This window comes from Chachezhania sediminis (assembly GCF_009765275.1).
Taxonomy (GTDB): Bacteria; Pseudomonadota; Alphaproteobacteria; order Rhodobacterales; family Rhodobacteraceae; genus Chachezhania; species Chachezhania sediminis.
In genome coordinates, this window is sequence record NZ_VOPH01000009.1 from 53,469 (window position 1) to 65,363 (window position 11,895).

General features: G+C 66.0%; 11 protein-coding genes. 4 read left to right on the forward strand and 7 right to left on the reverse strand.

The window, feature by feature from the left end; all coding sequences use genetic code 11:
• Positions 1-97 precede the first annotated feature (97 nt).
• Positions 98-295 (forward strand): CsbD family protein, encoded by a 198-nt coding sequence (locus tag FQK05_RS20610; RefSeq protein ID WP_158970434.1) that lies wholly within the window; start codon positions 98-100, stop codon positions 293-295.
• 250 nt (positions 296-545) lie between these two features.
• On the opposite strand, the gene FQK05_RS20615 is transcribed toward FQK05_RS20610, so the two are convergent.
• On the reverse strand, positions 546-737 hold the full coding sequence (locus tag FQK05_RS20615; protein WP_158970436.1) for a PLD nuclease N-terminal domain-containing protein: 192 nt from the start codon (positions 735-737) through the stop codon (positions 546-548).
• 199 nt (positions 738-936) lie between these two features.
• On the opposite strand from FQK05_RS20615, the gene FQK05_RS20620 reads away from it, so the two are divergent.
• Together FQK05_RS20620 and FQK05_RS20625 are read left to right on the forward strand one after the other, a co-directional pair.
• The gene (locus FQK05_RS20620; RefSeq protein ID WP_158970438.1) at positions 937-1,326 is read left to right on the forward strand and encodes an acyl-CoA thioesterase; all 390 of its coding nucleotides are present in this window, start codon (positions 937-939) and stop codon (positions 1,324-1,326) included.
• A gap of 168 nt (positions 1,327-1,494) precedes the next feature.
• Positions 1,495-2,262, forward strand: a complete 768-nt coding sequence (locus tag FQK05_RS20625) for a class II aldolase/adducin family protein (protein ID WP_158970440.1) — start codon at positions 1,495-1,497, stop codon at positions 2,260-2,262.
• A 512-nt stretch (positions 2,263-2,774) separates the two neighbouring features.
• Here the strand turns inward: FQK05_RS20625 and FQK05_RS20630 are convergent.
• Together FQK05_RS20630 and FQK05_RS20635 are read right to left on the reverse strand one after the other, a co-directional pair.
• A complete protein-coding gene (locus tag FQK05_RS20630) occupies positions 2,775-4,394 on the reverse strand; it encodes a class I adenylate-forming enzyme family protein (RefSeq protein WP_158970442.1) in 1,620 nt (539 codons plus the stop codon).
• Positions 4,395-5,052: 658 nt separating this feature from the next.
• Positions 5,053-6,216, reverse strand: coding sequence for an acetyl-CoA acetyltransferase (locus FQK05_RS20635; protein WP_158970444.1), 1,164 nt, complete (start codon positions 6,214-6,216; stop codon positions 5,053-5,055).
• Positions 6,217-6,315: 99 nt separating this feature from the next.
• Here FQK05_RS20635 and FQK05_RS20640 point away from each other — a divergent pair, with 99 nt between their 5' ends.
• The gene (locus FQK05_RS20640; RefSeq protein WP_158970446.1) at positions 6,316-6,867 is read left to right on the forward strand and encodes a PAS and helix-turn-helix domain-containing protein; all 552 of its coding nucleotides are present in this window, start codon (positions 6,316-6,318) and stop codon (positions 6,865-6,867) included.
• Between the two features lie 182 nt (positions 6,868-7,049).
• Here the strand turns inward: FQK05_RS20640 and FQK05_RS20645 are convergent, their stop codons facing one another.
• From FQK05_RS20645 to FQK05_RS20660, 4 genes are all read right to left on the reverse strand, one after another.
• The gene (locus FQK05_RS20645; protein WP_158970448.1) at positions 7,050-8,741 is read right to left on the reverse strand and encodes a thiamine pyrophosphate-binding protein; all 1,692 of its coding nucleotides are present in this window, start codon (positions 8,739-8,741) and stop codon (positions 7,050-7,052) included.
• Positions 8,742-8,883: 142 nt separating this feature from the next.
• Positions 8,884-9,624 carry an SDR family NAD(P)-dependent oxidoreductase gene (locus FQK05_RS20650; RefSeq protein ID WP_158970450.1) on the reverse strand — a complete coding sequence of 247 codons (741 nt, stop codon included), beginning with the start codon at positions 9,622-9,624 and terminating at the stop codon, positions 8,884-8,886.
• A gap of 51 nt (positions 9,625-9,675) precedes the next feature.
• Entirely contained in the window at positions 9,676-10,371 is a 696-nt protein-coding gene (locus tag FQK05_RS20655; protein ID WP_158970452.1) for a GntR family transcriptional regulator, read from the reverse strand.
• A gap of 85 nt (positions 10,372-10,456) precedes the next feature.
• On the reverse strand, positions 10,457-11,842 hold the full coding sequence (locus FQK05_RS20660; RefSeq protein WP_158970454.1) for an MmgE/PrpD family protein: 1,386 nt from the start codon (positions 11,840-11,842) through the stop codon (positions 10,457-10,459).
• Between the last annotated feature and the right edge of the window lie 53 nt (positions 11,843-11,895).

Below are 11,895 nucleotides of genomic sequence, written 5' to 3' on the forward strand. Positions count from 1 at the left end.
GACCTGTCCCCGCGGGGACAGGTTTCTGGATTCATCGTGGAACGCTTGGGCCTCTTCGGCGTTGTCTTTGCAAGGAAGCATCCAAAGGAGGATCCTCATGAACTGGGATATTATCGAAGGCAACTGGACCGAATGGCAGGGCAAGGTGCGTTCGGCCTATGGCAAGCTGACCGATGACGAACTTCAGCAGGTCAAGGGCGACCGTGAACAGCTGGAAGGCCTGATCCAGCAGAAATACGGCAAGTCCAAGGAAGAGGTCCGCAAGGAGCTCGACAAGTGGCTTGAAGACGCCTGACATCGACGCGCTTAGGCTTTGAAGGCCCTCCCGGAAACGGGAGGGCCTTTTTTGTTTATGCGGGAGTCGAAGGGTGGCTTCCGGATTGAGGCGTCCCCGTTCTGACGGCTGATTGATCCGGGCACGAAAAAGCCCCGCCGGGGGTGGGACCGGCGGGGCTGGTGCGCTCCCGCGCGGACGTCGCGGGAGCGCAGGGATCCGGTCGCGCTGGGGGACGCGACCGGCAGGCAGGAGTTCTGCGAGATTTGGTTCAGACCGTGGCGCGGCCGCTGCGCGGACCCGCGATCAGCCAGATGATGAAACCGATCAGCGGAAGGATCAGCACCAGCAGGCACCACAGGACCTTTCGCCCGGTCGAGGCACCCGACCCGATGATCGAGACGATGGCCCAGATATCCAGGGCCAGAAGAATAAGCCCACCCAGTCCGGAAACTTCCAGCATGACGTGTTTCCCTGTCTTGTTTTGCGTTCTGCAGTGTTAACGCGGTGCCCGCAGGAAGGTTCCCGTTCCGTGGAAAAGGATCGAATATTTTCCGGGCGGTCCCCCACGGCCGTACTGTCCCCGCAGGGACAGGGACCATGGCCGGGGTTGCCCGGGCCTTCGGGACGGCGCAGGATCGGCGCAGACAAAAGGAGCCATCATGCAGGACGACACCCAGCCGCCCACCCATGCGCCCACAATCCGGGTCGTGGCGATGCCGGCCGACACGAATGCTGCCGGCGATATCTTCGGCGGCTGGCTGATGTCCGAAATGGACAAGGCCGCGGGCACTGCCGCGGCGCTGCGCGCGACCGGGCGCTGTTCTACCGTGGGGGTCGACCGGATGACCTTCCTGCGCCCCGTCAAGGTGGGGGACGAGGTTTCGGTCTATACCGAGATCACCCGGGTCGGCCGCACCTCGATGGAGATCCATGTCGAGGCCTGGCGCCGCAGCCGGTATGGATCCGAAAGCCACAAGGTGACCGAAGCGCTGTTTACCTTCGTGGCGTTGGACGAGGACGGGCGGCCAAGGCCGGTCGACGCTGGTTGATTCCGCGGCTAGCGGACAGGAAAAGCCAAAATGCCCTGTTCATTTTAGGCTTAAACTATCCATTGTGGAATCGCGGTTCGGATGTAGACTGCCGTCAATACGGCGCTTGCGCCGCCCAGGACCGCGGTCGCGCCGCGGCGAGATCCAGCTTCCCAGGAGGTACGACAGATGAACCAGCATTTCAGCATGAAGGATGCCGTCAGCGAGGCAGAGTGGGACCTGCGCTGCCAGCTTGCCGCGCTTTACCGGCTTGTGGCGCATTACCGCATGACCGACCTGATCTATACCCACATCTCGGTGCGGGTTCCGGGGCCCGAGCATCACTTCCTGATCAACAATTACGGCCGCATGTTTTCGGAAATGCGGGCCAGCGACCTGGTCAAGATCGACCTTGATGGCAAGCCGGTCGATGGCGACAGCCGCGAGGTGAACGAGGCCGGCTTCGTCATCCATTCGGCCATCCATGCCGCGCGCGAGGATCTGATCTGCGTGGTTCACACCCACACGGCGGCGGGTATCGCAGTGGCGTCCCAGAAGCAGGGGCTGCTGCCGATTTCGCAGCATGCGCTGAAGTTCTATGGTCACATGACTTATCACGACTATGAAGGCATCGCCGTCGACGTGGACGAGCGCGATCGCCTGGTGGCCGACCTGGGCGACAAGCGGGCGATGATCCTGCGCAATCACGGTCTGCTGGTCGGGGGGCGCACCGTGGCCGAGGCCTGGGACCATATCTACATGCTGGAACGCGCCTGCCAGGCGCAGGTCGCGGCGCTGTCGGGCGGCTGCGAACTGGTCCTGCCGCCGGAAGAGGTCTGCACCTATACCGCTGGCATCTTCGACATGGCCGCACCGACGCCGCCGCGCTGGTACGACATGGCCTGGGAGGCCTCGCTGCGCGAGATCAAGATCGAAGAGACCGATGCCTATACCTGACCCCCGGGTCTGGTGACGCCGGGCTCCGAAAGGCCGTCGGGCTTGAACAGGAAGGGTCGTCCCCGCGGGGACGACCCTTTTTTACGTCCGGCGCACCGGGGCAGGGGCGGTGCAGAGAGCGTGCTCGGGGTCGGAGGAGGGTGAGCGGTGCGTGCGAAGTAACACCCTAAGGATGCGGTGAGGGGCAGGTTCATGCCGCGCCGAGGCTGGCTTGTCCGGAGAGGTGGGCGCCGTACCGGCTTGCGGTGCGGTTGGTCCGAAACGGTGTCCGGCCGCGCATTCCCCGGGCCTTTCCGGGACCTGTCCGGCGGTCTGGTCGGCAATTGGGACAGCATAATGATCAGGGCATCATGTAACGGAACAAAAGTTAAAATTCAGTTCCGTTTAGATATCCAAGCGCCATTCATTAAAGAGGGAGTGTCCTCCTTGCCTTCTGGAACTGCGATGTAGAAGGGGGCTGTTGTGGGGGACCCGGGACGGGGGGCTTGGGCTGCCCGTCCCGGAGCGGGTGGTCAGTTCACCAGCGCTTCGCGCAGCTGGCGCTTCTGCACCTTGCCGTTGTTGTTGCGGGGCAGGGGGTCAGCCATGATCGTGTAGGTTTCGGGCCGCTTGTAGTCGGACATCTGCGCCGTGCAGTAGGCGCGCAGCACCTCCTCGTCGATGGCATAGCCGTCGCGGGCGACGACATAGGCGTGGACCCGTTCACCCAGGACCGGGTCGGGCACACCCACCACGGCGCATTCCAGCACGCTGTCGTGCAGGTTCAGTTTGTTTTCCACCTCGGCGCTGAAGACCTTGAAGCCGCCCCGGTTGATCATCTCCTTCCGGCGGTCGAAGACGCGGACGAAGCCGTCGGCGTTCATCGATCCGATATCGCCGGACCGCCAGTAGCCGTCGACGAATTCCGCCGCGTTGGCGTCGGGGCGGTTCAGGTAGCCCGGAACCACCATCGGACCGGAGATCATCAGCTCTCCCGGCTCGCCCGGGGGAACCTCTTGCCCGTCCTCGTCCACCACCCGGACATGGCCGCAGGGCACGACCTTGCCGACGCTGTCCATGTGGCCCCGCCATTCCGACAGCGGCATCGCTGTGGTCGGCGAGGTCGTTTCGGTCGCTCCATAGGCGTTGAGCAGGAGGAGGTTCGGCAGCTTCTCGGCGATCCGTTCGATGGTCGCCACGGGCATCGGTGCGCCGCCGAAACCGCCGATCCGCCAGCTGGACAGGTCGCAGTCGTCCAGTTCGGGCATCATCGCGATCAGGCTGTAGATCGTGGGGACGAGGATCGAGAAGGTGATCCGTTCCCGGCTGGCCAGTTCCAGGAACGCATGGCGCTGGAAGGATTCCCGCATCAGCACGGCGCAGCCGCCCACCGCCAGGATCGACAGGGCCACGCCCACCAGACCGGTCACATGGGACAGGGGCACGGCAACCATCGCGCGGTCGTTTTCGTCCAGCCCGAAACAGCGCGGGAAGGTCAGGGCGGAATGCACGATGCCCAGATGGGTCAGCGTGGCACCCTTGGGCTTGCCGGTGGTGCCGGAGGTGTAAAGGAGGATGGTGGTGTCCTCCTCCTCGACCTGCACCGATGGGACCGGATCGCCTTCGACGACGATGTCGTCGAAGGGCAGGGCACCGTCCGGCGTGCCGTCGACGCAAACGCGGTGCTTCAAGGACGGGACCGCGCCCCAGTCCGGCAGGATGTTAGCCAGACGGGATTCGAACAGGATCACGCTGGTGGCGCTGTCGGACAGCATGAACTCCACCTCCGTCTGCGCCAGCCGCGCGCTCAGCGGCAGCGATACGGCGCCAAGGCGGGCACAGGCGAAGACTGTGGCCAGCACCTGCCACCGGTTGGTCATCAGAACGGCGACAGCCGATCCCTTGCCGACGCCCAGCCGCGAAAGGCCAGTGGCCAGCCCGGTCACGATGCGGTCCAGGTCGCGATAGGTCAGCGTGCCGTCCTCGACGATGGCGGGGCGGTCGGGGAAGCGGCGGACGCAGTCGGCCAGCATTTCCGTCAACGAGGCCGGGCGCTCTGTATAGCACAGCATCGTGCGGCCGTCGTAATGGGTTTCCCATCGCGTGGACCCGCCCACGCCCTGGATCCAGTTCGGATCGATCTTTCCGGTCATGTGGTGGTCTTCCTCCTCCTAACCTTTCGCGCATCACGACCAGACTTGGGGCCTATGTGCAACCTCGGATCCGGGGTCCGCGGCCCTTGGCGCCGATGCCCGATGTCCGGGGGCGGTCGGGACGGATGCAGGTCAGGAAACGCCCTTTCCAGGGACGCGCCGTCGCGCCGGATTTCCGGACGCGGGCACCCCGGAGGCGGCGCGGCGACAGACGGCCATGGCCTTTGTCGCTCCCCCGAAAACACGGGACGACGCGGACCGAACCGGGCCGTGCGTCCCCCGCTTCTTCTCTTCACAAATACTCCCGCCGGAGGCTGGGCTGGCCGGAACACGCACGGACCGGCGAACGCGGGGCGCGCGGGCCAGGCTGCCGCAGGGTGCGTGGTCGCCACGCACCGCACCCGGTCATCCCATGCTCAAGGCGCTACAGCTTTCCCGAAGCGCCCGTTTCAGAGCCTTGCCGCAATCGTCCTTCGGCAGCCCCGTTGCGAAGATTTGGCTCTCCGGTGTCCTGAAGCAGGGGATGGGGGCGGTGCGGGTTTCTTCCAGGGCGCGGGTCCCGACCGCCGCGCCGTCCCGAGTCACGACCTGCGTGCGGGGATGCGGCACGGACGCCACGGGCCGTGCCCGTGCCGTCTGCGCCAGCCGTTCCGCAGGGTCACGTCCCGACGGTTTCGAGGATCGAACAATAATTGGCCACGCCGGATCCCCCCATGTTGAAGACAAGGCCCAGGTCGGTCCGGTCGGCCTGCATGTCTCCGGCGGTGCCGGTCAGCTGCCGTGCCGCCATGACATGCATCGACACGCCCGTGGCGCCCACGGGGTGTCCCTTGGCCTTCAGCCCGCCCGATAGGTTGACCGGCAGTGCGCCGCCCTTCATCACCGTGCCCTCGGCCACCGCCTCGGCGCCCTTGCCCTTGGGCTTCAGGCCCATGGCCTCGTAGATCATCAACTCGGCAATGGTGAAACAGTCGTGGACCTCGGCAAAGCCGATATCGGCGACGGTCACGCCCGCAGCCTCGTAAGCGCGTTCGAAGGCAACCCTGGGGCCGGTCAGTTCGGTCATGTCGCGCCGCGACATCGGCAGGAAGTCGTTCACCTGTACTGCCGACCGGAAGGTCACGGCCTGGGGGAAGTCCTGCGCCAGTTCCGGCGCCACGATCACCAGCGCCGCGGCCCCGTCGGTGATCAGCGAACAGTCGGTCATTCGCAGGGGGGCCGCGATCATCGGGTTCCTGTCCGACACCGCATTGCAGAAGTCGAAGGTCACGGCCTTCTGCATGTGGGCCAGCGGGTTCGACAGCGCGTTGCCGTGGTTCTTCACCGCAATCCGGGCCAGCGTTTCCGACTGGTCGCCGAAGCGCTGGAAGTACTGGCCGGCGATCCGCGCAAAGATCTGCGGGAAGGAGACGCCGGATTCCTCTCTCTGGTAGGAGGCGCCCGACAGGGCCTTGGTGACGCCCGCGGTGTCGAGGTCGGTCATCTTCTCGACGCCGACCACCAGGGCGATCTTCGCCGAGCCGGAGCGCACCGCCTCCAGCGCGGAATAGATCGCGGCAGAGCCGGAGGCGCAGGCGTTCTCGCATCGGGTGGCAGGGGTGAAGCGCAGGTCGTCGTCCAGCCCCAGCACCAGCGAGGAGGCAAAGCCGTCGGGCACCATGCCCGAGTTGAAATGGCCAAGCCAGATGCCGTCGACATCCCTCGCTGCGACGCCCGCGTGGTCCAGCGCCTCGCGCGCGGCGGCGATGATCAGATCTTCCAGGCCCTGGTCCTTCAGGGCACCGAATTTGGTATGGCCCCAGCCGGTGATACATGGTTCCATGAAGTCCTCCTATTTTCCGCCAGAGCATAGGCGGGCCGGGGCGGGCGTCGTAGTCCGCAAAGTTACCTAATGCCTGGTTCAACCGAAAATGGGCGCAGCATGACCCGGACCGATATCGATCGCGCCATTTTCGACCATGCGCCGGTGGGGCTTTTGTACACCGAGGACCGCAGGATCCTGCGGTGCAACGCGCGCTTCGCGACGATCTTCCGGTACGTTGTGGCAGAGCTGGAAGGGCAGTCGATGCGGACGCTTTATCCATCGCCGGACGAATACGACCACACCGGCGCGCATTGGTCGAAGGAGCTGGGGGCGCACGGGGTTTATGCCGACGAACGGATCATGCGCCGCAAGGGGGACGAACTGTTCTGGTGCCGGGTGCGCGGTCAGTCGCTGGATCCCGCGCGGCCGCTGGCGCGGGCGGTCTGGACGTTCACCGACCTGTCCGCCGAACGCCCCCTGGCCGCGTTGACCCGGCGGGAGCGTCAGGTGGGCATGCTGCTGGTCGAGGGTCTGACCGCGAAAGAGATCGCGCAGCGGCTGGAGATCTCTCCGCGTACCGTCCATGTCCACAAGAACCGGCTGATGGCGCGGTTCGGGGTGCGGAATTCGCTGGAACTGGTGCGGTGCCTGACGTCGATGCCGGTGTAAGCGGCGGGTGGCGGGTACAGAGCGCGCACCCTGCGGGCGTTTGGCGCGGGGCGTGGCCAGTGCGAGCAGGTGTGGTGCGTGGGGACCACACACCACACTCGCGTCGCGATTGGGGAGAATGCCGGCGCGAACGGCAATCGCGGGGGGCCCCACGGCTCCGACCGGAGTTCTGGGCGGGGGTCTCAGCCCATCCAGCGGCGGACGGGGGCGTTGGCCTCTTCCAGGGGCTGGGTGATCACGTCGACCAGGGTCGGACCGTCATGGTTCACCGCCTCGCGCAGGACGCGTTCCAGGTCGGCCGGATCCTCGACCCGCCAGGATTTCACGCCATAGGCTGCGGCGACGGCGGCCTGGTCCACGCGGCTGAAATCGACGTTGTAATAGCGCGAGCCCTTGTCGGCCATCTGGCTGGCCTTGATCCAGCCGAAGTTCGAATTCGAGAACACGATGAAGGTGATCGGCGCCCTTGCACGGCAGACGGTTTCCAGTTCGCCCACCGTAAAGCCAAAGGATCCGTCGCCCATCAGGGCCACCGTCTTGCTGCTGGGCCGGCCGTGCCATGCTCCCAGCGAGGCCGCCAGCGAATATCCAAGCGCGCCGTGTGCCCGGTTGGTGATGAAGTACCGCCCGGCCAGCTTCTGCTGGTAGTAGGCCGAGTAGTAGGGGCACGAGGTGCCTGGGTCCGATACGACGGTCGCATCGGGCGGCAGCACCTTCATCAGGTCGGAAATCACGCGTTCGGGCCGGATCGGGACATTCCCTTCGGCGGCGATGCGGTCGAAGATCTCGAACTTGCGGCGCTTGATGTCGGCCACGGCGGCGGCACCGCCGAAGGTCGACAGGCCCTGTTCGCGGCGGTCGAGTTCCGCGTTGACCATCTGCAGCGACATGCGCAGGTCGCCCACGACGCCGACCTCGGTCGGAAGGTTCGCGCCGATCACCATCGGGTCGACGTCGAAATGGACGATCCGGGTACCGACGCTGGGCGCTTCCCAGCGCGCCGTGGTGGTCGACCCGGCACGGCAGCCCATGAAGACCACCAAGTCGGCGGCCTGCATCATTTCCCAGGTCTGGTCGGTGCCGCCGTTCGATCCCACGACGCCAAGCGCGTTCGGGTGGGTATCGGCCAGCGAGCCCTGTCCGGAAATCGAGGTGGCGACCGCGATATCGAGGCGGGTAGCGATCCGGTCCAATTCCGCCATGGCGCCCGACACGACGATGCCGCCGCCGCAGACGATCAGCGGATTCTTCGCCGACAGGATCGCGTCGACTGCCGTCTCGACCGACGCGGCGTCGGGGCCGGTCGCATAGGCCGGGTAGCTGGTAGTCTTCGGATCCGCCCAGATGTCGGACGGATCGACGCTGTCGTACTGAATGTCATAGGGCAGGCCCAGATGGGCTGACCCCGACCGCCCAGTCGTCATGGCGCGGAAGGCCGCGCGGACCATGCGCGGGATATGGGCGGATTGCTTGATCACCGTGTTCCACTTGGTCAGGGGACGCATCAGCGCCTCCTGGTCGACCTCGGTCAGAGGGTACTTGCCGTAGGTGGAAACCGAGATGTCGGTGGTGATCGCCAGGATCGCATAGGAGCTTTCGGAGGCCTCGATCAGCCCCGGCAGGATATAGGTCGCTCCGCCACCCGACGGGCCTTCGCAGACGCCGGGCCTGCCGGTCACGCGGGAATAGCCGTCGGCCATGTAGGCGGCGCTGCGTTCGTCCCGGGTCAGCACGTGATTGATCTTGTGATCCAGCAGGTGCATCGCGTCATAGAACGGCAGGGTCGTGTCACCGCACAGGCCGAAGATGTGATCGACACCCTGTGCCTCCAGCATCCGCACCATGGCTTCGGCGCCGTTGAGCGTGTTTTCCATGAGGGCTTCTCCTTGTCCGACTGTTCGGATTCCCGAGCGGGCATATTTGTATTTCAGTTTGTATACAGATTGGTCGACATTCCGCAATGCTTGAAATGAACGACGGCCCGGCCCGGCGGGGTTGTCCCGGTGCCGCCGCGGATCAGAGCGTCAGGCCGCCATTCACATGCAGGCTTTGCCCGGTGACATATCCGGCGGCGTCCGACAGCAGGAAGGCGGCGGTGGCGGCGACCTCTTCCGCCTGGCCAAGACGTGCCATGGGAATGGTCGCGGTAACCTGGGCCCATTGGTCTGCCGTCAGGGACGACGGCGTGCCGGCCTCTTTCGCGATGAAGCCGGGGATGACGGCGTTCACGGTGATGCCGCGCGGCGCAAGGTTGGCGGCGAAGACGCGGACCTGTGCTTCCAGTGCGGCCTTCGCGGGGGCGGTGGGGGCGTAGGAATGGGTCTTGGCCCGATGTGCGCCGAAGGCGCTGACGCACAGGATCCGGCCGCGGTCATCGGCCAGTTTCGGCACGACGGCGGTGCACAGGCGCTGGAACGCCACCGGCATCGCATCCAGTGCCGTGCGGAGGTCCTCGGGATCGACGCTTTCGACTGTGCCGAGTTTGGCATAGCCCGCCGCGAAGGCCAGGCCGGTCAGGCCGCCGTCCGGCACCGTTTCCAGCCAGGCCGCCACCTTTTCGACCAGGCCTGCGTCCTCGGTCAGGCCCAGGCAGGTTGCGACGGTCGCGCCCGAAGCTTCGCAATCCGCGCCCACGCGGGCCAGCCGGTCGGCGTTGGAGCCGGTGTGCAGCAGAAGGTCGGTGCCGGGCGCGGCCAGCTTGCGGGCCAGGGCCGCGCCTATGCCAGAGCCTGCGCCGATGACGATGTACCGGGTCATGAGATCACATCCTTCAGGGTTGCCGTGATACGACCGCCGGACCGTCGGGTCCTAGGCCGATGAGAGGGTGTAGACATGCCCATAGGCGGCCTTGATCGCGGCCAGTATGTCTTCCTTGCGGTGCAGGATGTGTTCGCGCATCACGGCGGTGGCAGCAGCGGTATCGCCGGCCCGGATGTGGTCCAGGATCTCGCGGTGCTGGCCTTGGGTATCGTTGCGCCGCCCTTCCATCGCGATCCAGCGGATCAGGTGGATCCGGTCGTTCAGGTTGGACAGCAACTGGCGCAGCACCTTGTTGCCCGACAGTTCCGCGATGGTGTCGTGAAAGCGGATGTCCAGTTCGATCAGCCGGTCGACCGAGGCATCGGGGCTTTCCGCCATGCTTTCGTCAAGGAAGGCCGACAGCGCTTCCAGCTCCGCCGGTTCGGCCCGTTCGCAGGCCAGCCGGACCGTCGCGCATTCGATTTCCACCCGGGCCTGGAACAGGTCGAAGACCAGGTCGGGTTCCAGTCCGGGCACCGAAAAGCCGCGACCCCGGTCGACCAGCAGGCCTTCGGCCACCAGCCGGTTCAGCGCCTCGCGCAGGGGGGTGCGGCTGATCTCCAGCTCGCTGGCCAGCGCGACCTCGTTGATCTTCTGCCCGGGCAAGAACTTGGACCGCAGAAGCTGTTCGCGCAGCTGTGCATGGGCCCGGTGGGACGAGGATACATGCGGGACGGCTGCTGCGGGCTTCTTGTCTTTGCTCATGAACCTAAGCCTCGGGCTTTCTGTATGTATTCCAAAGTGTATTCATTGCGGCCCTTCAGCGTCAACGCTCCTGGCGGGTCAGGCGTCAGGCATCGGGGGCCTGGGCCAGCAATCCGGTCAGCGTGCGGACATCGGGGGCGTCGATCAGGCTTTCGGCGGCGTGGGCCAGGGCGGCGCGGCGTGCAGGCGAACAGACCGTTGCTGTCACCTCCTCGAATTTCTGCGCCAGCTCGGCTTTGGACAGGGGCTGTTCCGGATAGCCCCGCGCCACCTTCGACGTCGCCGAAAGGGTCCGGCCATCGGTCAGGGTCAGGATGATCTCTCCCATGTAGAAATCCGGGAAGGCATCGTTGAAATCGCCCGTGTCGCGGATCACCTCGGCCGACGCGGCCAGTCGGGCGACCTCCGGCTCGGTCTCGCGCCGGTCGATGAAGAGGTCGAGGAACGACAGCCTCCCCATCGCCGCCCGGACGGGAAGGATGTACTGCGCCGAATGGCCCTTCAGCGGGTTGTCGTCGACGCAATGGGCGCCGGCATCGGCGAAACGCAGGGCGATCTTTTCGATCTGGTCCGGCGCCAGGGCATGGCCGTCCAGCAGCCGCACCAGCGCGTCCAGCGCGGGGTGAAGAAAGGACACGGAGGCATAGGGCTTGATCGCCAGTTCCATAACTCCGTCCCAGGCAAGGCCCAGGTCATCGGTCAGCGGCGTGGCGCTGGCGACGCCGGTATAGGCATCCAGCACCACGTGGCCGCCGTCGAAGATCCGGTCGGGCGCGCCGAAGCCGCGTTTCGCCAGCATTGCCGACATCACCCCATTGCGTGCGGCCAGGCCCATCTGGAAGGGGCGCGCATCTTCCTTGGGGTCGTCCTGCCAGGCCAGAAGGCCCGAGGTCTGCAAGCCCGCCAGCCCCAGCGCGCGCACCGTCTGTTCCTCGTCCAGGCCCAGCAGGAAGGACGCGGCAGCGGCGGCGCCGAAACTTCCGGCGATGGCGGACGGATGAAAGCCGCGGTCATAGAGCGCGCGGGGGTTCATCGCCATCGACACGCGATAGGTGATCTCGCACCCCAGGGCCACGGCGGCCAAGGCCTCGGCCCCGGTGCGGTTATGGGCCTCGGACAGGGCCAGCGCGGTGGGGATCATCACCGCGATCGGGTGCAGGATCGCCTCGGGGTGGTGCGGTTCGAAATCGGCGGCATAGCCCAGCGTGCCATTGGCCAGCGCGGCGCTGACCGGGTCGACTTTGCGGCCCCGCCCGATCAAAGTGCAGGGGCCTGTGCCCGCGATCTCTTCCGCGAAATCGCCGATGCCCTGCGCGGCTGTCACGCTTCCATGCGTCGCCGCGCACAGGACGCCGATGCCGTCCTTTGCCAGCAACCGGGTATAGGCCATCACCGGTTCCGGCAGGGTGGCCGGCTTGAAGCCCGCGATGAAGGCGGCAAGGCGGCGGGTGACGGGCGCGCGATCGTTCATGGCAGGTCCCTCAGGAAGCGCGGGGCTTCTTGTTTGCATTTTTCTATGTATAC

Bases quoted from the DNA above. Each gene is read 5' to 3' on its own strand.
- FQK05_RS20610 (WP_158970434.1), top strand. From the start codon at position 98: ATGAACTGGGATATTATCGAAGGCAACTGGACCGAATGGCAGGGCAAG.
- FQK05_RS20615 (WP_158970436.1), bottom strand. From the start codon at position 737: ATGCTGGAAGTTTCCGGACTGGGTGGGCTTATTCTTCTGGCCCTGGAT.
- FQK05_RS20620 (WP_158970438.1), top strand. From the start codon at position 937: ATGCAGGACGACACCCAGCCGCCCACCCATGCGCCCACAATCCGGGTC.
- FQK05_RS20625 (WP_158970440.1), top strand. From the start codon at position 1,495: ATGAACCAGCATTTCAGCATGAAGGATGCCGTCAGCGAGGCAGAGTGG.
- FQK05_RS20630 (WP_158970442.1), bottom strand. From the start codon at position 4,394: ATGACCGGAAAGATCGATCCGAACTGGATCCAGGGCGTGGGCGGGTCC.
- FQK05_RS20635 (WP_158970444.1), bottom strand. From the start codon at position 6,216: ATGGAACCATGTATCACCGGCTGGGGCCATACCAAATTCGGTGCCCTG.
- FQK05_RS20640 (WP_158970446.1), top strand. From the start codon at position 6,316: ATGACCCGGACCGATATCGATCGCGCCATTTTCGACCATGCGCCGGTG.
- FQK05_RS20645 (WP_158970448.1), bottom strand. From the start codon at position 8,741: ATGGAAAACACGCTCAACGGCGCCGAAGCCATGGTGCGGATGCTGGAG.
- FQK05_RS20650 (WP_158970450.1), bottom strand. From the start codon at position 9,624: ATGACCCGGTACATCGTCATCGGCGCAGGCTCTGGCATAGGCGCGGCC.
- FQK05_RS20655 (WP_158970452.1), bottom strand. From the start codon at position 10,371: ATGAGCAAAGACAAGAAGCCCGCAGCAGCCGTCCCGCATGTATCCTCG.
- FQK05_RS20660 (WP_158970454.1), bottom strand. From the start codon at position 11,842: ATGAACGATCGCGCGCCCGTCACCCGCCGCCTTGCCGCCTTCATCGCG.